Annotated in this window: 21 protein-coding genes; 15 read left to right on the top strand and 6 right to left on the bottom strand. The window is 69.7% G+C overall.

All coding sequences use genetic code 11. The features are described 5' to 3' along the window. Window positions 1-44 precede the first annotated feature (44 nt). Together OHT76_RS34840 and OHT76_RS34835 are read left to right on the top strand one after the other, a co-directional pair. Window positions 45-473 carry a RidA family protein gene (locus OHT76_RS34840; RefSeq protein WP_328874837.1) on the top strand — a complete coding sequence of 143 codons (429 nt, stop codon included), beginning with the start codon at window positions 45-47 and terminating at the stop codon, window positions 471-473. A 40-nt stretch (window positions 474-513) separates the two neighbouring features. Beyond that, window positions 514-1,047, top strand: coding sequence for a GNAT family N-acetyltransferase (locus tag OHT76_RS34835; RefSeq protein ID WP_328874836.1), 534 nt, complete (start codon window positions 514-516; stop codon window positions 1,045-1,047). Here OHT76_RS34835 and OHT76_RS34830 read toward each other — a convergent pair. Continuing rightward, the gene (locus OHT76_RS34830) at window positions 1,034-1,609 is read right to left on the bottom strand and encodes an adenylosuccinate lyase (RefSeq protein WP_328874835.1); all 576 of its coding nucleotides are present in this window, start codon (window positions 1,607-1,609) and stop codon (window positions 1,034-1,036) included. The genes OHT76_RS34835 and OHT76_RS34830 overlap by 14 nt on opposite strands. Window positions 1,610-1,984: 375 nt before the next feature. Here OHT76_RS34830 and OHT76_RS34825 point away from each other — a divergent pair, with 375 nt between their 5' ends. The 9 genes from OHT76_RS34825 (at window position 1,985) to pssA (ending at window position 12,869) form a co-directional block, all read left to right on the top strand. Next, the gene (locus tag OHT76_RS34825) at window positions 1,985-3,790 is read left to right on the top strand and encodes a 3-hydroxyacyl-CoA dehydrogenase family protein (RefSeq protein WP_328874834.1); all 1,806 of its coding nucleotides are present in this window, start codon (window positions 1,985-1,987) and stop codon (window positions 3,788-3,790) included. Between the two features lie 136 nt (window positions 3,791-3,926). Further along, the gene (locus tag OHT76_RS34820) at window positions 3,927-4,736 is read left to right on the top strand and encodes a TetR family transcriptional regulator (protein ID WP_328874833.1); all 810 of its coding nucleotides are present in this window, start codon (window positions 3,927-3,929) and stop codon (window positions 4,734-4,736) included. A 398-nt stretch (window positions 4,737-5,134) separates the two neighbouring features. After that, on the top strand, window positions 5,135-6,472 hold the full coding sequence (ccrA, locus tag OHT76_RS34815; protein ID WP_328876701.1) for a crotonyl-CoA carboxylase/reductase: 1,338 nt from the start codon (window positions 5,135-5,137) through the stop codon (window positions 6,470-6,472). Window positions 6,473-6,479: 7 nt separating this feature from the next. Further along, window positions 6,480-8,507 carry a protein meaA gene (locus OHT76_RS34810; RefSeq protein WP_328874832.1) on the top strand — a complete coding sequence of 676 codons (2,028 nt, stop codon included), beginning with the start codon at window positions 6,480-6,482 and terminating at the stop codon, window positions 8,505-8,507. Beyond that, window positions 8,504-9,466, top strand: coding sequence for an HpcH/HpaI aldolase/citrate lyase family protein (locus tag OHT76_RS34805; RefSeq protein WP_328874831.1), 963 nt, complete (start codon window positions 8,504-8,506; stop codon window positions 9,464-9,466). The genes OHT76_RS34810 and OHT76_RS34805 overlap by 4 nt, the downstream gene beginning before the upstream one ends. Before the next feature lie 5 nt (window positions 9,467-9,471). After that, window positions 9,472-9,984 (top strand): MaoC family dehydratase, encoded by a 513-nt coding sequence (locus OHT76_RS34800; RefSeq protein ID WP_030948303.1) that lies wholly within the window; start codon window positions 9,472-9,474, stop codon window positions 9,982-9,984. Window positions 9,985-9,986: 2 nt separating this feature from the next. Beyond that, the gene (locus tag OHT76_RS34795; RefSeq protein ID WP_328874830.1) at window positions 9,987-11,201 is read left to right on the top strand and encodes an acyl-CoA dehydrogenase family protein; all 1,215 of its coding nucleotides are present in this window, start codon (window positions 9,987-9,989) and stop codon (window positions 11,199-11,201) included. Between the two features lie 170 nt (window positions 11,202-11,371). Then, window positions 11,372-12,028: a phosphatidylserine decarboxylase gene (locus OHT76_RS34790; protein WP_250077252.1), complete on the top strand. Its 657-nt coding sequence runs from the start codon at window positions 11,372-11,374 to the stop codon at window positions 12,026-12,028. 22 nt (window positions 12,029-12,050) lie between these two features. Then, window positions 12,051-12,869, top strand: coding sequence for a CDP-diacylglycerol--serine O-phosphatidyltransferase (gene pssA, locus OHT76_RS34785; protein ID WP_328876700.1), 819 nt, complete (start codon window positions 12,051-12,053; stop codon window positions 12,867-12,869). Window positions 12,870-12,948: 79 nt separating this feature from the next. Here the strand turns inward: pssA and OHT76_RS34780 are convergent, their stop codons facing one another. Beyond that, window positions 12,949-14,067: a glycerate kinase gene (locus tag OHT76_RS34780; protein WP_328876699.1), complete on the bottom strand. Its 1,119-nt coding sequence runs from the start codon at window positions 14,065-14,067 to the stop codon at window positions 12,949-12,951. A 206-nt stretch (window positions 14,068-14,273) separates the two neighbouring features. On the opposite strand from OHT76_RS34780, the gene OHT76_RS34775 reads away from it, so the two are divergent. After that, window positions 14,274-15,347 carry an ADP-ribosylglycohydrolase family protein gene (locus OHT76_RS34775; protein ID WP_328874829.1) on the top strand — a complete coding sequence of 358 codons (1,074 nt, stop codon included), beginning with the start codon at window positions 14,274-14,276 and terminating at the stop codon, window positions 15,345-15,347. Window positions 15,348-15,350: 3 nt separating this feature from the next. Here the strand turns inward: OHT76_RS34775 and OHT76_RS34770 are convergent, their stop codons facing one another. Further along, entirely contained in the window at window positions 15,351-16,064 is a 714-nt protein-coding gene (locus OHT76_RS34770; RefSeq protein WP_328874828.1) for a hypothetical protein, read from the bottom strand. A gap of 11 nt (window positions 16,065-16,075) precedes the next feature. Further along, window positions 16,076-18,493 carry a polysaccharide lyase 8 family protein gene (locus OHT76_RS34765; RefSeq protein WP_328874827.1) on the bottom strand — a complete coding sequence of 806 codons (2,418 nt, stop codon included), beginning with the start codon at window positions 18,491-18,493 and terminating at the stop codon, window positions 16,076-16,078. A gap of 169 nt (window positions 18,494-18,662) precedes the next feature. On the opposite strand from OHT76_RS34765, the gene OHT76_RS34760 reads away from it, so the two are divergent. Then, window positions 18,663-19,154, top strand: a complete 492-nt coding sequence (locus OHT76_RS34760; RefSeq protein ID WP_328874826.1) for an NUDIX hydrolase — start codon at window positions 18,663-18,665, stop codon at window positions 19,152-19,154. A gap of 16 nt (window positions 19,155-19,170) precedes the next feature. On the opposite strand, the gene OHT76_RS34755 is transcribed toward OHT76_RS34760, so the two are convergent. Continuing rightward, window positions 19,171-19,371: a type II toxin-antitoxin system VapB family antitoxin gene (locus tag OHT76_RS34755; RefSeq protein ID WP_328874825.1), complete on the bottom strand. Its 201-nt coding sequence runs from the start codon at window positions 19,369-19,371 to the stop codon at window positions 19,171-19,173. A gap of 83 nt (window positions 19,372-19,454) precedes the next feature. On the opposite strand from OHT76_RS34755, the gene OHT76_RS34750 reads away from it, so the two are divergent. Both OHT76_RS34750 and OHT76_RS34745 read left to right on the top strand, forming a co-directional pair. Continuing rightward, window positions 19,455-20,180, top strand: a complete 726-nt coding sequence (locus OHT76_RS34750; RefSeq protein WP_328874824.1) for an SIR2 family NAD-dependent protein deacylase — start codon at window positions 19,455-19,457, stop codon at window positions 20,178-20,180. A 14-nt stretch (window positions 20,181-20,194) separates the two neighbouring features. Next, on the top strand, window positions 20,195-20,575 hold the full coding sequence (locus OHT76_RS34745) for a VOC family protein (RefSeq protein WP_328874823.1): 381 nt from the start codon (window positions 20,195-20,197) through the stop codon (window positions 20,573-20,575). Here the strand turns inward: OHT76_RS34745 and OHT76_RS34740 are convergent. Further along, window positions 20,572-21,054, bottom strand: a complete 483-nt coding sequence (locus OHT76_RS34740; RefSeq protein ID WP_328874822.1) for a methylated-DNA--[protein]-cysteine S-methyltransferase — start codon at window positions 21,052-21,054, stop codon at window positions 20,572-20,574. The genes OHT76_RS34745 and OHT76_RS34740 overlap by 4 nt on opposite strands.

Below are 21,054 nucleotides of genomic sequence, written 5' to 3'. Positions count from 1 at the left end.
CTCGGGGGGCGGGCATTGTCAGACCCATGGTCCACCATGGACGCATGAGTGAGCTGACCAGGATTCCCGCCCCCACCGGGGTGGCCGCCGCCCCGCAGTACAGCCATGTGGTCATGGGCACCGGCCGCTTCGTGGCCGTCGCCGGCCAGCTCCCGCTCGACGAGTCGGGCGAGCTGGTCGGCGAGGGCGACCCGGCCGCGCAGGCCCGTCAGGTCTTCGAGAATCTCAGGCGCTGCCTGGCCGCCGCCGGGGCGACCTTCGACGACGTCGTCAAACTCACCTTCTACGTCACGGACATGGCGGACCTGCCAGCGATCCGTGAAGCTCGCGCCGAGCACATACCGGACGACCGTCTGCCGGCCGCGTCGGCAGTGCAGGTGGCGGCCCTGGTGCGGCCGGAGTTCCGGATGGAGATCGAGGCGTTCGCGGTGCTGGCCGAACAGGCGGCGCGTCCCCTTCTGCTCCCCGATTAATCGGGCGCCCGCCGGGCCGGACGCGCCCTAGGGTGCCGCCATGGACGACGTTAACCTCCGGATCCGCCAGATGAGTCTCGCCGACTGCGACCGCGTCGCCGAGATTCGCGTCGGCGGCTGGCGCTCCGCCTACCGGGGGCTGATGCCCCAGCCCTACCTCGACGGTCTCAGCGTCACGGAGGACGCAGAGCGGCATCGCACCCGCCTCACGCAGGGCCACGGCACGCGCGTGGACCTGATCGCCGAGCGGAACGGCGGCACGGTCGGCTGGGCCTGCCACGGTCCGTACCGCGAGGGCGACACCCGGACCGAGGACGCCGAGCTGTACGCGCTCTATGTGGACCCCGGGCAGTACGGCGCCGGCATCGGCCGGGCCCTGCTCCGGGAGTCGATACGCCGGTGCACGGCCGCCGGGCACCCGCGCATGCTGCTCTGGGTCCTGAAGGAGAACGCCCGCGCGCGTCGCTTCTACGAGCAGGCGGGGTTTCGACCCGACGGCGCCGAGGAGCCCTTCGAGGTGGACGGTGTGGCGGTTTCGGAGGTGCGGTACGTCAGAGAGCTCAACGCTGCCTAGGGATCCGCGCCAGCGCCCGCACCGCGGCCTCGGCGAGGGTCGGATGGGCCAGCGCCTCGTTCAGGACGGTCCGGGCGCGGGCGTCGCCGAGTGCGCCGAGGCCGTCGACGCAGGCGAGCGCCACCCGGCGGTAGGGGTCGTGCGGGCGCAGCCGTCGCTCCAGGGTGGTGATCAGGGCCGGGACGGCCTCGGGGGCCCGCAGTTCGACCAGCAGCCGGACCGGGTGCAAGGCGTACGCGACCCGCAGTTCGTTGGTGGCGAGGGCCGCCGCCGCTCGCGCCGTACGCGGATCGCCGAGCCGGGCCAGGGCGTACGCGGCGGACGCGCAGCGCTGCGGTTCACGGTGGTTCAGCAGCAGGACGAGTGCCTCGAACGCCCGTCGGTCGCCCGCGAGTCCGAGCCGGAACGCGGCCAGCTCCCGGGCCCACAGCGACTGCCCCGGCGCGGTGAGGGCATCGGCCAGCTCATCCAGGTCTCCGGTCCCCGCCAGCCGCTCGAAGCCCGCACCCCCGCCCGACTCCCGCCGTAAGCGCTCCGTGAGTGATCGCAACTCTTCGTCCATGACCTCGAGCCTATGGGCGCTCCCGTCCCCTCGGGACCTACATCACAAAGACGGTGAAGGACGGGGACTGGCGCGCTCGTTACCCGCGGGTTAAGCTCAGACGAGCGAGATACCCCCTCGCGATTCACCCGCGGTGGCCTGGTGACGCAGCCGCCGCGAGCAGTCGGTTCGGTACTCAGTACCGCAGTACGACTCGGCCACGGGACAGGGCCGGTCGGCCATCACCGTTCGCCGGACGTGTGCACGTCCGCATCGACGGCCCCGGGCGTGTGCGCTCGCAGCCCGGATACACCCGCATTTCTCAGGCACCCGGTGCGCCCCTTCGGCGCACTCGGGCGCACTCCCAGTCGTCACCCTCATGCCAGGAGTCCCGCGATGGCCACTCCCCTGTCCGACACCCCTCTGTCCCCGATCAGGACCGTCGCCGTCATCGGCCTCGGCACCATGGGCACCGGCATCGCCGAGGTCCTCGCCAAGGCCGGCCGCGAGGTCATCGGCATCGACATCAGCGAGGCCGCGGCAGCCCAGTCGGCCGCCGCCCTGGAGGCCTCCACCGCCCGCGCCGTGGAGCGCGGCAAGCTCACCGAGCAGGAGCGCACGGACGCCCTCGCCCGGGTCCGCACCGGCACCGACCTCGCCGCGGCGGCCGACGCCGACCTGGTGATCGAGGTGGCGCCGGAGTCGTACGAGATCAAGCAGCAGATCTTCCGTGCGCTGGACGGGATCGTGCGGCCCGAGACGATCCTGGCCACCGGGACCAACGCGCTGTCCGTCACCCGGCTCGCCGCCGACTCTGCGCGCCCCGAGCGGGTGATCGGGCTGCACTTCTTCAACCCGGCTCCGGCGATGCGTCTGGTCGAGGTCGTCTCCTCGGTGCTGACCGCGCCCGCGGCCGTCACGGCCGTCACCAACCTCGCCCTCGACCTCGGCAAGGAGCCCGTCGCGGTGGGCGACCGGCCCGGATTCGTCGCCGACGGGCTGCTGTTCGGCTACCTCAACCAGGCCGCCGCGATGTACGAGGCCAAGTACGCCTCCCGCGAGGACATCGACGCCGCCATGCGGCTCGGCTGCGGACTGCCCATGGGCCCGCTCGCCCTGCTCGACCTCATCGGCATCGACACCGCGCGCACCGTCCTGGACGCCATGTACGCCGAGTCCCACGACCGGCTGCACGCCCCCGCGCCGATCCTCAAGCAGCTCAGCGAGGCGGGCCTGACGGGCCGTAAGTCGGGACGCGGCTTCTACAGCTACGAGGCCCCGGGCAGCGCGGTCGTCGTGCGGGACGCCCTGACGCCGCTGGAGGGCTCCGTCCCGGTCGCGGGCCGTGAGGTCCGCTCCGTCGGTGTCGCCGGTTCCGGCACCATGGCCTCCGGCATCGCCGAGGTCTTCGCCAAGGGCGGCTACGACGTCGTCCTCGCCGCCCGCAGCGAGGAGAAGGCCGAGGCCGCGAAGGCCCGGATCGGCAAGTCGCTCGCCCGCTCCGTCGACAAGGGCCGGATGACCGCGGACGCCGCCGCCCAGACCCTGGACCGGATCACCGCGGCGGGCTCCTACGACGCCTTCGCCGAGGTCGACCTGGCCGTCGAGGCCGTCGCCGAGGACCTGGAGATCAAGCAGCAGCTGTTCGCCACGCTGGACAAGGTCTGCAAGCCGGGCGCGGTGCTGGCCACCACGACCTCCTCGCTGCCCGTCGTCGCCTGTGCCCGCGCCACCTCGCGTCCGCAGGACGTGATCGGCATGCACTTCTTCAACCCGGCGCCGGCCATGAAGCTGGTCGAGGTCGTCCGTACCGTCCTGACCGACGACGATGTGCACGCCACGGTCCGTGAGGTCTGCGGCCGTATCAAGAAGCACGCCGTGGACTGCGGCGACCGGGCCGGATTCATCGTCAACGCCCTGCTGTTCCCGTACCTGAACAACGCGATCAAGATGGTGCAGGAGCACTACGCCTCGCTCGACGACATCGACGCGGCGATGAAGCTGGGCGGCGGCTACCCCATGGGCCCGTTCGAACTCCTGGACGTGGTCGGGCTCGATGTCTCGCTGGCCATCGAGAAGGTCCTGCACCGCGAGTTCCGTGACCCGGGCCTGGCTCCGGCGCCCCTGCTGGAGCACCTGGTGGCCGCGGGCTGCCTCGGCCGCAAGACGGGCCGCGGCTTCCGCGAATATGCCCGGCGGTGACCGTCCAGGCGACTGGTTCCGCGTAGGCGAGGACTGGGGCGGACTGCTCGACCCCGCGGCCGCTCCCCCGCCCGCCCAGGGCGGGGGAACCCCGGGACATGCGCACCATCCTGCACAGATGCAGTACGTTCGGGTCATGTCCCAGCCCGCCAAGTCCTCCCGTACACCAGCCACGCCCGACGCGCCGGAGAGTGCCGCGGGCACTCGCGCGGCCGCCCAGCGGCTCAAGATGCGCCGAGAACTGGCGGCCGCGGCGATGGAGCTGTTCGCGACCAAGGGGTACGAGGCGACCACCGTCGACGAGATCGCGGCCCAGGCCGGGGTCGCTCGCCGTACCTTCTTCCGCCACTTCCGCTCCAAGGAAGAGGCGATCTTCCCCGATCACGACGACACCCTGATCCGTGCCGAGGCGGTGCTCAACGCCGCCCCCGCGCACGAGCATCCGCTCGACACGGTGTGCCGCGGCATCAAGGAAGTCATGCGGATGTACGCGGCCCGCCCGGAGATCTCGGTCGCCCGCTACAAGCTCACGCGCGAGGTGCCCACCCTGCGCGAGGCCGAGATCGCGTCGGTGGCCCGCTATGAGCGCCTCTTCACCCGCTATCTCCTCGGCCACTTCGACGAGCACGCGCACGACGACGACGCCAACGACGATCCGCTGCTGGCGGAGGTCGCCGCGTCCGCCGTGGTCACCGCCCACAACCATGTACTGCGGCGCTGGCTGCGGGCGGGCGGCCAGGGCGATGTGGAGACGCAGCTGGACCACGCCTTCGCCATCGTCCGCAAGACCTTCGGCACCGGCATCGGGGCCGGCCGGTCCACCACGCCCCAGCCGACCGCGGCGACGGTCTCCACCCAGGGCGAGGTGCTGGTGACGGTCGCCCGTACGGACGCACCGCTGGACCAGGTGATGCGGACCATCGAAGAGGCACTCAAGGAGCGCTGAAGCCGGTCTCCAGGACCCTTCGCCACTGTGATGACGGCCACCCCACGGGGTGGCCGTTTTGCCATGTCAGGGCAGGTTTTCCGGCATCTTTCAGCCCCTGTTCGATCGATCATCGCTCATTTGTTACGTAAAGATTTCACTTGAGAGCAACTCCTGGCACTCAGTGCCTTGCCACCTGACACGCGGTGTCATACGTTGAAGGTGTCCGGCCTGTCCCGACGAGCCCAACGGCTCGCGCGCCGGACGCCTGCGTCACAGGCACCCTCCCGCGCCACAAAGCGCTGCCGAACAGCACCACACGCCGAACCGACGGCACAGCAACACACCCTCAGCAGCACCGACGTAACCCTCAGCGTCCCTCCCTCAGGACGCGTATCGCCGGAGGCAACACCGTGACCGTGAAGGACATCCTGGACGCGATCCAGTCGCCGGAATCGACGGCGGCCGACTTCGCCGCTCTGCCGCTCCCCGAGTCGTACCGCGCGATCACCGTGCACAAGGACGAGACGGAGATGTTCGCGGGCCTCGAAACCCGCGACAAGGACCCCCGCAAGTCGATCCACCTGGACGACGTGCCGGTGCCGGAACTCGGCCCGGGCGAGGCCCTGGTGGCCGTCATGGCCTCTTCGGTGAACTACAACTCGGTCTGGACCTCGATCTTCGAGCCGCTGTCGACCTTCGGGTTCCTGGAGCGCTACGGCCGGCTCAGCGAGCTCACCAAGCGCCACGATCTGCCGTACCACATCATCGGCTCCGACCTCGCGGGCGTCGTCCTGCGCACCGGCCCTGGCGTCAACGCCTGGAACCCCGGTGACGAGGTCGTCGCGCACTGTCTCTCGGTCGAGCTGGAGTCGTCCGACGGGCACAACGACACGATGCTCGACCCGGAGCAGCGCATCTGGGGCTTCGAGACGAACTTCGGCGGCCTCGCCGAGATCGCGCTCGTCAAGTCCAACCAGCTGATGCCGAAGCCCAAGCACCTCAGCTGGGAGGAGGCCGCGGCCCCGGGCCTGGTCAACTCCACCGCCTACCGCCAGCTGGTCTCCCGCAACGGCGCCGGCATGAAGCAGGGCGACAACGTCCTGATCTGGGGCGCGAGTGGCGGGCTCGGCAGTTACGCCACCCAGTTCGCGCTGGCCGGTGGCGCCAACCCGATCTGTGTGGTGAGCAGCCCTCAGAAGGCGGAGATCTGCCGCGCGATGGGCGCCGAGGCGATCATCGACCGCAACGCCGAGGGCTACAAGTTCTGGAAGGACGAGCACAACCAGGACCCGCGCGAGTGGAAGCGCTTCGGCAAGCGCATCCGTGAGCTCACCGGCGGCGAGGACGTCGACATCGTCTTCGAGCACCCGGGCCGCGAGACCTTCGGCGCCTCGGTCTACGTCACCCGCAAGGGCGGCACGATCGTCACCTGCGCCTCGACCTCGGGTTACAACCACGAGTACGACAACCGCTACCTGTGGATGTCGCTGAAGCGGATCATCGGCTCGCACTTCGCCAACTACCGCGAGGCCTGGGAGGCCAACCGGCTGATCGCGAAGGGCAAGATCCACCCGACGCTGTCGAAGGTCTACTCGCTCGAGGAGACCGGCCAGGCCGCGTTCGACGTGCACCGCAACCTCCACCAGGGCAAGGTCGGCGTGCTGTGCCTGGCCCCCGAGGAGGGCCTGGGCGTGCGCGACGAGGAGCTGCGCGCCCAGCACATCGACGCCATCAACCGCTTCCGCAACATCTGAGGGCAACATGAGCGAGCGTCAGAAGGACCGGCCGTGGCTCATGCGCACGTACGCCGGTCACTCCACGGCCGAGGCGTCCAACGAGCTGTACCGGCGCAACCTCGCCAAGGGCCAGACGGGTCTGTCCGTCGCCTTCGATCTGCCGACGCAGACCGGCTACGACCCGGACCACATCCTCGCCCGCGGCGAGGTCGGCCGGGTCGGGGTGCCCGTCTCGCACCTCGGTGACATGCGCCGGCTGTTCCAGGACATCCCCCTGGAGCAGATGAACACCTCGATGACCATCAACGCCACCGCCATGTGGCTGCTGGCGCTCTACCAGGTCGTCGCGGAGGAGCAGGGTGCGGACATCACCAAGCTCCAGGGCACGACGCAGAACGACATCGTCAAGGAGTACCTGTCGCGAGGGACCCATGTGTTCCCGCCCGGGCCTTCGCTCCGCCTGACGACGGACATGATCGCGTACACGGTCTCCCACCTCCCCAAGTGGAACCCGATCAACATCTGCAGCTACCACCTGCAGGAGGCGGGGGCCACGCCGGTCCAGGAGATCGCGTACGCGATGTCCACGGCGATCGCGGTCCTCGACGCCGTGCGCGACAGCGGCCAGGTCCCCGAGGAGCGCATGGGCGATGTCGTCGCCCGGATCTCCTTCTTCGTGAACGCGGGTGTCCGCTTCGTCGAGGAGATGTGCAAGATGCGCGCCTTCGGCCGCATCTGGGAGAAGATCACCCTTGAGCGCTACGGCATCCAGGACGCCAAGCAGCGCCGCTTCCGCTACGGCGTCCAGGTCAACTCCCTGGGCCTGACGGAGGCGCAGCCGGAGAACAACGTCCAGCGGATCGTGCTGGAGATGCTGGCCGTGACCCTCTCCAAGGACGCACGCGCGCGTGCCGTCCAGCTCCCCGCCTGGAACGAGGCGTTGGGCCTGCCCCGCCCCTGGGACCAGCAGTGGTCGCTGCGCATTCAGCAGGTGCTCGCCCATGAGAGCGATCTGCTGGAGTACGAGGACATCTTCGAGGGCTCGAAGGTGATCGAGTCCAAGGTCGAGGCGCTCATCGAGGAGTCGCTCGCGGAGATCGAGCGGATCCAGGAGATGGGCGGCGCGATGGCCGCCGTCGAGTCCGGCTACCTCAAGTCGCAGCTCGTGGCGTCCCACGCGGAGCGCCGCGCGCGGATCGAGTCCGGCCAGGAGAAGATCGTCGGCGTCAACATCTACGAGTCGACCGAGCCGAACCCGCTCACGGCCGACCTGGACGCAGCGATCCAGACGGTCGACCCCGCGGTCGAGGCCCGCGTCGTGGACGCCCTGACGCACTGGCGGGACACCCGCTATCAGCCGCCCTTCAACCATCCGCGCCCCTGCAAGGCGCTGGAGAAGCTGAAGGAGGCCGCCAAGGGCACCGCCAACCTCATGGAGGCCACCCTGGAGTGCGCCCGCGCCGGCGTCACCACCGGCGAGTGGTCCGGGGCCCTGCGCGAGGTGTTCGGCGAGTTCCGGGCCCCGACGGGCGTGTCCTCCGCGCCGGTCGCGGTGACCGCCGAGGAGGGCACCGCGATGGCGCTGGTCCGCCACCGGGTGGCGGAGACGGCCCGCGATCTCGGCGTCGGCAAGCTCCGCTTCCTGGTCGGCAAGCCGGGCCTGGACGGACACTCCAACGGCGCCGAGCAGATCGCCGTACGCGCGCGTGACGCCGGTTTCGAGGTGGTGTACCAGGGCATCCGGCTCACCCCCGAGCAGATCGTGGACGCGGCCCTCGCCGAGGACGTGCACGCGGTCGGCCTGTCCATCCTGTCCGGCTCGCACGCCCAACTGGTGCCGGACGTCCTGGAACGGCTCCGTGTGGCCGGTGCCACAGATATCCCGGTGATCGCCGGTGGCATCATCCCGAATGGAGACGCCGAGCAGCTCAGGGCAGCCGGAGTGGCCGCGGTCTTCACCCCGAAGGACTTCGACATCACCGGAATCATCGGCCGCATCGTCGATGAGATCCGCACAGCGAACAAGCTCAACCCCCTGGAGGTCCCCGCATGACCACGGTCAACCGCCTTCGCCCCCGGCGTTCCTGTCTGGCGGTGCCGGGCTCGAACCCGCGCTTCCTGGAGAAGGCCCAGGGCCTCCCGGCCGACCAGGTCTTCCTGGACCTGGAGGACGCATGCGCGCCGCTCGCCAAGCCCGGCGCGCGGCACACCATCGTCAAGTTCCTCAACGAGGGCGACTGGACGGGCAAGACGCGGGTCGTGCGCGTCAACGACTGGACGACGGAGTGGACGTACCGCGATGTCGTGACCGTCGTCGAGGGCGCGGGCCAGAACCTCGACTGCATCATGCTGCCGAAGGTGCAGACCGCCGAGCAGATCGTCGCCCTCGACCTGCTGCTGACGCAGATCGAGAAGACGATGGGCTTCGAGGTCGGCAAGATCGGCATCGAGGCGCAGATCGAGAACGCCCAGGGCCTGAACAACGTCAACGAGATCGCGACGGCCTCCCAGCGCGTCGAGACGATCATCTTCGGCCCGGCCGACTTCATGGCGTCGATCAACATGAAGTCGCTGGTCGTCGGTGAGCAGCCGCCCGGCTACCCGGCGGACGCCTACCACTACATCCTGATGAAGATCCTGATGGCCGCCCGCGCCAACAACCTCCAGGCGATCGACGGCCCCTACCTCCAGATCCGCAACATCGACGGCTACCGCGAGGTCGCCCAGCGCGCCGCCGCGCTCGGCTTCGACGGCAAGTGGGTGCTGCACCCGGGCCAGGTCGAGGCGTCCAACGAGATCTTCTCGCCCTCGCAGGAGGACTTCGACCACGCCGAGCTGATCCTGGACGCGTACGACTACTACACGTCCGAGGCGGGCGGCAAGAAGGGCTCCGCGATGCTCGGCGACGAGATGATCGACGAGGCCAGCCGCAAGATGGCGCTCGTCATCTCCGGCAAGGGCCGCGCCGCCGGCATGCAGCGCACGTCCAAGTTCGAGATCCCGGAGGCCTGAGCGCGATGCAGTTCGGACGCACGTATGAGGAGTTCGAGGTCGGGGCGACGTACAAGCACTGGCCGGGAAAGACGGTCACCGAGTACGACGACCACCTGTTCTGTCTCCTCACCATGAACCACCACCCGCTCCACATGGACACCAACTATGCGGAGAAGACGACGGACTTCGGCAAGAACGTCGTCGTCGGGAACTACATCTACTCGCTGCTGCTCGGCATGTCCGTCCCGGACATCTCCGGAAAGGCCATCGCCAACCTGGAGATCGAGTCGCTCAAGCATGTGGCGCCGACCTTCCACGGCGACACCATCTACGGCCAGACGACGGTGCTCGACAAGTGGCCGTCGAAGTCGAAGAACGACCGCGGCATCGTCTACGTCGAGACCAAGGGCTACAAGCAGGACGGCACGCTGGTCTGTGTGTTCCGCCGCAAGGTGATGGTGCCGACCGAGACGTACATCAAGGAGCGCGGCGGCGAGCAGCCGGGCCGCCCCGAGCTCAAGGAGCAGGAGAAGTAGCCATGGCGCGACTCGCCCAGACCGCCGGTCTGACCGATATCCAGCAGGAGATCCTGTCCACCGTCCGCGACTTCGTGGACAAGGAGATCATTCCGGTCGCGACCGAGCTGGAGCACCGCGACGAGTATCCGCAGCAGATCGTCGACGGCCTCAAGGAGTTGGGCCTGTTCGGCCTGATGATCCCGGAGGAGTACGGCGGTCTGGGCGAGTCGCTCCTGACGTACGCCCTGTGCGTCGAGGAGATCGCCCGCGGCTGGATGTCGGTGTCCGGCATCATCAACACCCACTTCATCGTGGCGTACATGCTCAAGCAGCACGGCACGCAGGAGCAGAAGGACCACTTCCTGCCGCGCATGGCGGCCGGCGACATCCGCGGCGCCTTCTCGATGTCGGAGCCCGCGCTGGGCTCGGACGTGTCGGCGATCACGTCCAAGGCGGTCAAGGACGGCGACGAGTACGTCCTGAACGGTCAGAAGATGTGGCTGACGAACGGCGGAACGTCGTCTCTGGTGGCCGTTCTGGTGCGAAGTGACGAAGGTCTCTCTCCGGAGGAGGCAGCCGCCAAGCCCCACAAGTCGATGACGACCTTCCTCGTCGAGAAGGAGCCCGGCTTCGGTGAGGTCCGCCCCGGCCTGACCATTCCGGGCAAGATCGACAAGATGGGGTACAAGGGGGTGGACACCACCGAACTCATCATGGATGGCCTGCGGATTCCCGCCGACCGGGTGCTCGGCGGGGTCACCGGCCGAGGTTTTTACCAAATGATGGACGGCGTGGAAGTCGGCCGCGTCAACGTGGCGGCGCGTGGTTGCGGTGTCGCTCAGCGTGCGTTCGAACTCGGTGTCCAGTACGCCCAGCAGCGTCACACTTTCGGCAAGCCGATCGCTCAGCACCAGGCGATCCAGTTCAAGCTGGCCGAGATGGCTACCAAGGTCGAGGCCGCCCATGCGATGATGGTGAACGCGGCTCGCAAAAAGGACTCCGGGGAACGAAACGACCTTGAGGCTGGGATGGCGAAGTACCTCGCCTCCGAGTACTGCAAGGAGGTCGTGGAGGACTCCTTCCGGATCCACGGCGGCTACGGCTTCTCCAAGGAGTACGAGATCGAGCGCCTCTACCGTGAGGCTCCGATGCTGCTGATCGGTGAAGGTACCGCCGAGATCCAGAAAATGATCATCGGGCGCAGGTTGCTCGAAGAGTATCGATTCCAGGGCTAGATGTCCGGGTTCGGGGTGTTTTCTTCGAGAAGAAGATCACACCCCGTCAACACTCTTCGGCTGCCGACTCGGCTTCCTGGCTTGCCCAGTTGTGGCCCGCGACCGGTACGATCCCGGGAAAGCCGCCGTCCCCCCTCACTGCGCGGCATCATCCGCTACGAAGGTCATCCATGCCCCACAGCCAAACCTCTGCACCTCGCGACAGCCGGGCCGGCGTACGCCTCGCGCGCGGAGCATCGCCGTGGCTTCTCCCGACCGTCGCCACCGCAGCCCTCAGCCTGGCCAAGGCCCGCCGCTCCGGCGCCGCCAAGGCCGTGGCCGTGCCCGCCACCGCCCTCGCGGCGGGCATGCTGTGGTTCTTCCGCGACCCCGAGCGCGAGATCGCCCAGGGCCGGGTCATCTCGCCCGCCGACGGTGTGGTGCAGAGCATCATGCCGTGGAAGGACGGGCGCACCCGCGTCGCGATCTTCATGAGCCCGCTCAACGTCCACGTCAACCGCGCGCCCCTCTCCGGCACGGTGACCTCGGTCGAGCACATCCCGGGTGGGTTCGTTCCGGCGTTCAACAAGGAGAGCGAGAACAACGAGCGCGTAGTCTGGCATTTCGACACCGAACTCGGCGACATCGAGATGATCCAGATCGCCGGCGCGGTCGCCCGTCGCATCGTGCCGTACATCCCGCAGGGGACGAAGGTCGAGCAGGGTGACCGGATCGGTCTGATCCGCTTCGGCTCGCGTGTCGACATCTACCTGCCCGAGGGCGTGGAGGTCGCGGTCGAGGTCGGGCAGAAGACCGTGGCTGGGGTGACTCGCATTGACCGTGATTGATCCGGAGACACAGACGGGCTGGGTGCCCGAGGCGGACGAGGTGGACGAAGAGGAGGAGATGCCCCTCTCTCTCCGCCTCTCGATAGCGGACACCCTCACCCTCGGCAATGCCACGTGCGGGTTCATGGCGGTGTACTTCACCACCACGGGGATCTTGATCCCGCACCTCACCGGCAGCCAGGAGTCGGGCATGGCCCGGCACAGCGCGGCGACCGCCGTGATCCTGATGCTGTGCGCAGCGGTCTTCGACCTGTTCGACGGCCTGGTCGCGCGCAAGCTCCGCTCGTCGCCCATGGGCGCGGAGCTGGACAACCTCTCCGACCTGATCAGCTTCGGCCTGGCTCCGGCGTACTTCGTCCTGGTCTACGGCATGGTCGCGGACGATGCGCATCAGAGAGTGGCGGCGGTCGGCGCGATCGTGGTGCTGCTGGCGGTGGTGCTGCGGCTTGCGCGGTTCTCGTGTGTGACGCCGCCGAACGGCATGTTCCAGGGCATGCCCTCGCCGTTCGGGGCACTGACGGTCGTCTCGATCGTGTTGCTCGAGCTGCCCTTCGTGGCGACGCTGCTGGCGATTCTGGGTACGGCGTGGCTGATGGTGAGCCGGGTCGAGTATCCGAAGCCGCGGGGGCGCCTCGCGGTGGCGATGCTGGCGTGGATCGTGCTCTCGATGGGGCTGCTGACGGCGTGGGCGTTCGATGCCCCGAGCGGTCAGCTTCTCCTTCAGACGGGCTGTGCGCTGCAGCTGGTCATGGGCGCGGTGATTCCCCTGTTCGCCACGGCTCGCCGGGTGAACAACTTCAGGGACAACCGGCGTGAGGCGCGGGCGGCGCAACTGCCGTAGCGCTCCGCTGAGCGGGGCCCCGGACCGGTTACGGTTCGGGGCCTTTCGCTTTTCGCCCGGGAGCGAGGAAACGCTCTGGTCAGCGCAGGAAGTCCTCGGCGATTCGGGCCGCCGAGCGTTCCAGGATGGGCCCGGCGTCCGCGATGCACTTCGCGACGTCCGGCTCGATCTCCGTCAGGGCGTACACGCGGCGGATCCCGGCCCGGCCGAGCGCCTCCGGCGGGAGTGCCAGTCGGCCGCACACCGCCACGACCTCCTTGCCCGCCGCCCGCGCCGCCGCCGCGACACCTGCCGGCGCCTTGCCATGCAGCGTCTGCTCGTCCAGCGAGCCCTCACCCGTGATCACCAGGTCCACCCGCTCCAGCGCCGGCGCGAAGCCCAGCACGTCGAGCATGACCTCGATGCCGGGGCGGAACCTGGCGCCGAGGAGCAGCGCGCCGTAGCCGATGCCACCGGCCGCCCCCGCGCCCGGCGAGGCCGCGTACTCGGCGGCCTTGGATCCGATCGCCCCCTCGAGCACCTTCGCGAAGTGCGCCAGCGCCGCGTCCAGGCTCGCCACGTCATCCGGTGAGGCACCCTTCTGGGGTCCGTACACCGCCGGGGCGCCCTTCGGACCGGTCAGGGGGTTGTCCACGTCGCTCGCGAGCACCAGTTCGACGGAGGACAGACGCGGGTCCAGGCCCGACAGATCCGCCGAGACCAGGTCACCCAGTCCCCCGCCACCCGGCGTCACCGGCTCCCCGTCCGCGTCCAGGAACCGCGCTCCCAGCGCGGACAGCATCCCGGCGCCACCGTCCGTCGTAGCACTGCCGCCGACGCCGAAGACGATCGTCCGCGCACCGGCGTCCAGCGCGGCGCGCAGCAGCTCCCCCGAGCCGTAGGTGGAGGCCGTGAGGGGCGCGAAGACGCCCGCCGGGAGCCGCTGGAGCCCACTGGCCTCGGCCATCTCGACGACGGCCGTGTCACCGCGCAGCGCGAACGCCGCCGTGACCTCGTCACCGAGCGGCCCGGCGACGAGGACCTCACGCCGCTCGAATCCGGCCGCGACCGCCGCGTCCACGGTGCCGTCGCCGCCGTCGGCCACGGGCAGCGCCTCGACGTCTACGTCGGGCACGACCTGCCGCAGTCCGGCCGTCACCCGCTCGGCGACCTGTACGGCCGTCAGCGAGCCCTTGAACTTGTCCGCGGCGATGAGCACGCGCTGTGTCACCTGTGATCCCCTTGCTCTCCGGGCCTCGCGCATGTCAAGGCCAGTCGCGCCGCTGCGACCTTAACCGCAGGACACCCTCCCCGTCATGCCCCGCCCGCTCCCTGGACCCACCTGCCGCCCCAGGTCCGGGCCCGCCGGGAACCCCGACCCCCGCCCCGCTGTCCGCCCCCCTCGGAATCGGGTAGACCGGTCGTATGACCCCTGTGGGTACGGAGCCAGAGCTCGCCGACCGCGTTCTTGGAGGCTGGCTGGGCCGGATCGCTGGGAACATGCTGGGGAAACCGGTCGAGCAGGGCGACCTGTGGACGCGGGATCGGATCGACCGATACTTGCGGCGGGCCGCCGCGCTGCCGCTCACCGACTATCTGCCCGAGCCGCCGCCCGGCGACGACGACGTCTTCGAGCTGCGCCCCGAGTGGCGGCAGTGCGTGCGCGGGCGGATCCATGGCAGTTGCCGAGACGACGACGTCGATTACGCCATCCTCGGACTGGACCTGCTCGAGACGCACGGCTTCGCCTTCAGTACCGAGCAGGTCGGCGACCTGTGGCTGCTGCGGCTGCCGTACCTCCAGACCTTCACGGCCGAGCGGGCGGCGTACCGGAACCTCGCCAACGGGCTCAAGCCGCCGCTGACGGCCACCTACGACAATCCGTACCAGGAGTGGATCGGCGCCCTGATCCGGGCCGACATCTACGGCTGGACCTGCCCCGCCGCCCCGAGCCGCGCCGCCTCCCTGGCCCGCCGGGACGCGGTGCTGTCGCACACCGGCAATGGTGTGTACGGCGCGATGTGGGCGGCGGCGCTGGTGTCGGCGGCGTTCGGCGCGCCCACCGTCCGGCACGCCCTCGACCAAGCCCTCGCCGTCATCCCGGCGAGCAGCCGCCTCGCCCGTACCGTGCGCCGGGTGATCTCGCTCCACGACACCCGGATGACCTGGGAGGACACCCTCACCACGGTGTCCGAGGAGACCGCGGGGCTCGGCTGGATCCACACTGTCCCGAACGCCGCCGTCCTTACCGCGGGACTTCTGTACGGCGACGGCGACTTCACCCGCACCATCACGCTGACGGTGCGCGGTGGTCTGGACACCGACTCCAACGGGGCCACCGCCGGGTCGGTGGCCGGGGTGCTGACCGGGGCGGAGGCGATTCCCGCGCAGTGGCGGGACCCGTTGGAGGACACGGTGCGCAGTGCCGTGTTCGGGTTCGACGGCGTGCGGATCAGCGAGCTGGCGGAGCGGACGGTGCGGCTGATCGGCGGTGAGTGACGGTCAGGGCGCCACGTCCGCGTACGTCGTGCCGACCTTCAGACTGTCGATCCAGTTGATCGCCGCCGCGTTCTCGATCTCGGCGCCGTACGTGCCCCACTTGGGTTTGTTCAGGGTGTCCCAGGTGCGGCCGTAGTAGCGGCTGGAGCCGTCGGTGAATGTCTGCCCGACCCCCTTGTAGTACAGCTCGATCCAGCCCGCGGACGCCGAGTCCGAGCTGTGGATGCCGAGCGCGATGTGCTTCCAGGTGCTCACGGTGATCGCCTGGCTCCACAGCAGGACCCAGGTTCCGTCCGCCGTGATGTGGAAGAGCCGCAGCTGACCGGCCTCGACCTTCATCAGCACCGGGTAGTTCTGGGTGCTGTTGGGATACGACTTCCACTGGAAGATCGTCGCCGCGTCGTCGGTGTTGGTCGCCGTCTCCCAGCCCAGCCAGTACGTCGTGTTGTTCTCGAAGACGTACTCGTAGCCGTCGACACGGATGCCCCGTGCCTCGCAACGGCGCAGCCCGGTGGGCTTGTTGAACTTGAAGATCGAGCCGCGGTCCTCGCGGACGTCGACGGTGACACTGCCGGGGTCCTCGCACTCGACCCCGGCGAAGACCCCGGTGCCGCCCGCCGCGTCGCCGTCCCAGGTGACGGCGGCGGAGGCGGGCGACGCCGTCAGCAGGACGACGCAGGCGGCGAGGACGGAGAGGGTATGCAGGCCGGTACGCATGACTGCTCCCTTCACACGAGCCGGACGGTGAGCTTGTGGGTGGCGCCGACCGTCTTGCTCAGATCACCGAAGGTGACGGTCAGTTCGGCGCCCGTGTCGACCGAGGTGACCGCGGACGCCTTCGATACGACCGACTTGACCGGCCGCTTCCAGGTGAGGGTCAGCCCGGTCACCTCGCGGGCCGGATCGGCCACCGCGATCACCGCCGTACCGTCGCGGCGCTCTCTGATCAACACGCTCACCGGGGCACTCGCCGCAATCTTTCCGACCGTTCCGGGCTCCCAGAAGTTGACGCCGGTGAAGCCCCGGGAGGGCACCCGCACGCCCTGTGCGCGCGGGGAGTTGGCGAGGGGGACCAGCCAGTCGCGGTCGCCGGCCCGTTCCGCGGTGCGCCGTGCGCTCGCGCCCGGCAGCAGCACGTAGGCGTAGGAGGCGTCCGTGGGGTCGGTGCCGTGGTCGGCGAGCAGGGTCGCGTAGCGGCGGGTGACCGGGGTGTCGGAGCAGCCGGTGTTGATCGCCTTCCAGGTGCCGGTGCGTTCTTCGCGCAGGGTGGTCAGGTCCGTGCCGCCGGGGAAGACATAGCCGCCGTGGCCTTCGAGGTGGGCCCAGTGGGCCTTGGTCGTGGTGTCGGACGACTGAGTGCGGCCGTCGAGCGTCAGGGCGGCGGTGCCGTTCGCACCGAGGTTGCGGTTGTCGACGACCGTGACGACGCCGGTCCCGTCGGAGGCGCTGATCCCCGCGCCCAGGCAGACCACGGCGTCGTCGAGGAAGAACCAGGACTTGCGGGCCTCGAGCGTGGCGGACAGCCCCTTCAGGTGCTGGCCGGTCACGCCGTAGGTGCCGTCCGTCGTGCCGCCCACCCACGCCGCCGCGGGCCGGGCCGCGCCCCAGATGCCGCCCTCGCCGTCGGCCAGGGGCTTGAGGGAGGCGGTGGTGCCGGGCAGCCGGTAGGGGTCCACGGTCGGCCAGTAGCCGTCGCTGTACTGGCCGCCGTCGCCGTCGGCCCACCAGTAGAGCATCCCCGAACCGGTGTGCCAGGCGCGGAGGTTCTCGCCGTTGCCGTTCTCGTAGTAGGTGATGCGCTCCGAGGCCATGCTGACCGAGGCGGCCCAGCCGGTGGCGCGGTGCACCGCCCGGTCCATGCCGGGGAAGACCTTGTGGCCCGCCGGTTCGGGCAGCGGGGCGACCGTGGTGTCGTCGAGGACCGCGAGGACCCGGGAGAGCGGGGCCACGCCGAGTGTGCTGCCCGCGGTGACATCGCAGTGGGCGTCCCGCTGGTACCAACCCTTGGCCAGCGACTTCCAGCGGGCGTTCTCCGCGGCGCTCGCGCCCTGACCGAGCAGCAGGATGTGGGCGACGACGACATGGCCTCGCAGGTGGTCGTCCTGCTGGACGGCGGGGTTGCTCGCGTAGACGCCGCGGCTGATGGCGCGGCCCGAGACGCCGTCCATCATGAGTCCGTTGTGCAGGAAGGGGGCGTACGCCGACTCCACCGAGTCCAGGAAGAGTTGGCGCTGCGGGTCGGTGACCTCCCAGGCCGATCCGCCGAGCAGGGCGAACAGTTTGCTGAGGCCGTCGATCAGGACGGCGCCGTAACTGCCGGTGTAGGGCACCCAGGTGTGCTGGATGAGCGAGCCGTCGGCGTACAGGCCGTCGCCGGTGGTGACGTAGGGGAAGACCGGGGAGATGGCGTCCCGGGCGAGGGCGATCTTGGTGGCGGTGCCGTCGAGGAGGCCGCGCAGGGCGAGCACCCGACACAGGTCGATGCGGTTGGCGCCGGTGCTGGTGCCGGTGTAGGAGGCGACGGCGGAGTCGGGGACGAAGTGGTCGATCGCGGCGACGGTGGCGGCGATCCGGTCGGCCGTCAGGTGCTCGTACATCATCAGGGAGATGTCGAGCAGGGCCTGCGGGGCGCCGATCTGCCAGTTGTACCAATTGCCGTAGGCGGCCTGGCCTGCGTTGTAGACCTGGCTTTTCAGGTGGTCGAGGCCGGTGAGGATGTCGGCCTTGAGCTGTGCGTCGCCGGTGACGCCGGTGCCGGGCTGGCAGTAGGCCTCCGCCATGGTCTTGAGGCGGTTGTAGCTGTTCTGGATGTTCGCCGAGTAGCCGTAGGACTCGGTGTCCTTGTCGGGTTCGGGGTCGGCGAAGACCAGCGTGGGCCACAGGAATCCGGTGGCCGGGGCCATGGCCGCCTGGTACTGGGCGGCCAGCGAACCGAGTGCGGTCAGCTTGGACTTGAAGGGTTCGGCGGTCGGGCTGAAGCCTTCGCCGAGGAGGAGGGTGCGCCACTTCGCGCGCAGGGTGGCGAACTCGTCCGGCTCGGCTGCGGCTGCGGGCGGTGCGGCGGTGGCCGCGCCCGCGAGAGCGAGTGCGCAGGTGGAACCGCCGGTGGCGGCGAGGAAGCGACGTCGGGACCAGGGGGGCGTCATGGAGTCTCCGGGGGCAGAGAGACGGGAGCGGCCGGGGGGCGTTGCCGCTGCAATGTGAGCGCTTTCTAGCACCCGACGAAGCAAACGCTCAATACATCCGGTCGAATTGATCGAATCGATCGTTTGCTCAGTTGGGTGCCAGGGGTCCCCGGCTCGTTACCCTTCCTGGATGACCACTCAGGACTTCGCCACGTATATCGCGGGACTCCCCCGCGTCCTCGCCGGTGCCGCCGCCCTGTTCCGGGACGCGGAGGGGCGGGTGCTGCTCGTCGAGCCCAACTACCGTGAGGGCTGGGCACTTCCGGGCGGTACGGTCGAGTCCGACGACGGCGAGACCCCGCGTCAGGGGGCCCGCCGGGAGACGGCCGAGGAGATCGGGCTCGACCTGGAACTCGGCCCGCTGCTCGCGGTGGACTGGGTACGCGGCACGGCCCGGCCGCCCCTGGTCGCCTATTTGTACGACGGTGGCGTCCTCGGCGAGGACGACTTCAAGGCGATCCGGCTCCAGGAGGAGGAGTTGCTGTCGTGGCGTCTGGTCCCGCGCGAGGAGCTCACCGAGTATCTGCCGGGCGCCCTGGGCCGTCGGGTGCTGGTCGCGCTGGACGTCCTCGCGGACGGCGGGGGCACGGCGGAACTGGAGAACGGGCACCGGGTCGGCTGATCCGGCCCGGCAGGGTTCAGCCCTCGACGTCCCTGGGTTTGGCGTCCATCTCGCGCAGCGCGTCGTCGCGTTCGGCGACGCGGGCCTCGGTGCGGTGACCGCGCTCGATGTAGTCGCGGATGACGAGCTCGACGGCGTCCTGGGGGCTGCCCACGCCGGCGAGGACCATGACCTCGACGACGAGTTCGGCGTCGAGGGAGACGGTGACCTTGGCCATGCGCGGACGCTATCACCGGCGCGTGCCCCGCGACCCGAATATCCGTTCGCCGCAGCTGCGGCCCCCCGCCTACCCTCGGTGACATGACCAAGCCCCTCGTCGCCCTCCTCAGCGGCGCCGGTATCAGCACGGACTCCGGAATCCCCGACTACCGCGGGCCGAACGGTCTGTGGCGGCGGGACCCGGACGCCGAGAAGCTGGTGACGTACGAGTACTACATGGGCGATCCGGAGATCCGCCGCCGCTCCTGGCAGATGCGGCGCAAGAACCGCACCCTGAAGGCCGAGCCGAACGCCGCGCACCACGCGGTCGCCGAGTTGGAGCGCTCCGGGGTGCCGGTCAGGGTGATCACGCAGAACGTGGACGGGCTGCACCAGCTCGCCGGGATGCCGGCCCGCAAGGTGCTCGAACTGCACGGCAGCGCACGCAGCGTGGTGTGCACCGGCTGCCATGCGCGCGGCCCGATGGAGGACGCGATCGCCCGGGTCGAGGCCGGTGAGGAGGATCCGCTGTGCCTGGAGTGCGGCGGGATCCTGAAGTCGGCCACGGTGATGTTCGGTGAGCGCCTCGACCCGGTCGTGCTCGGGGAGGCGGTCGCGATCACCAAGGCGTGCCAGGTGTTCATCGCGGTCGGCACCAGCCTGCAGGTACAGCCCGCGGCGGGCCTCGCCAGGGTCGCCGCCGACCACGGCGCACGGCTCGTCATCGTCAACGCCGAGCCGACGCCGTACGACGAACGCGCCGACGAGGTGATCCGGGAGCCGATCGGGACCGCGCTGCCGCAGCTGCTGCGCGGGCTCGCCGAGTAGCTCAGAATGCGATCATGAGCTCTGCAATCCGCCATGTGACGATCGACTCCGCCGACGCCTACCGCCTCGCCGAATTCTGGTCCCGGGTGCTGGGCCTGCCCGTGCACGAGGACGACAAGCCGGGAGACGAGGACGCGCTGATCGAGGGCGCGGGCCTGCTCTTCGTCACCGTCCCGGAGCCCAAGACCGTCAAGAACCGCGTGCACCTGGACCTTCAGCCCAAGGACCGCACCCGGGACGAGGAGATCGAGCGGATCCTCGCCCTCGGCGCCACGATCGTCGACGACCGCCGCACCCCGGACGGCAAGGGCTGGGCGGTCCTCGCCGATCCGGAGGGCAACGAGTTCTGCGTGGAGCGCAGTGCGGCGGAGCGGGCGGGTGAGCCGGGGGCCTAGAAGAGCGCCGATCCGCCCTCGAACTCCAGCAGCCGCTGCTTGCGGTCGAGGCCGCCGCCGTACCCCGTGAGGCTGCCGCCCGCTCCTACGACGCGGTGGCAGGGGACGATGATGCCGATCGGGTTCTTGCCGTTGGCGAGACCGACCGCACGGGAGGCGCCCGGTTTACCGAGGGCGTCGGCGAGATCGCCGTACGAGCGGGTCTCGCCGTAGGGGATCCGGCGGAGCTGGTCCCAGACGCTGTGCTGGAAGGGTGTGCCTTTCAGGCGCAGTTCGAGGGTGAACTCCTTCAACTCGCCCGCGAAATAGGCCTCCAGTTGTTCCTCGGCGGCCCCGAAAACGGTGTCGTCGCGGGCGCCGAACGTCTCCTCCGGTGGTCGGTGGCGCTGCTCGGTCATGTAGAGGCCGCACAGGATGCCGTCGTCGGCGACGAGGGTGAGAGGGCCGTACGGGCTGTCGATCACGGTGTGCTTAGGCAT

It is taken from the genome of Streptomyces sp. NBC_00287 (genome assembly GCF_036173105.1).
Taxonomy (GTDB): domain Bacteria; phylum Actinomycetota; class Actinomycetes; order Streptomycetales; family Streptomycetaceae; genus Streptomyces.
The sequence above is the reverse complement of the archived record's forward strand: the minus strand, read 5'-3'. Positions and strand labels throughout refer to the sequence as shown.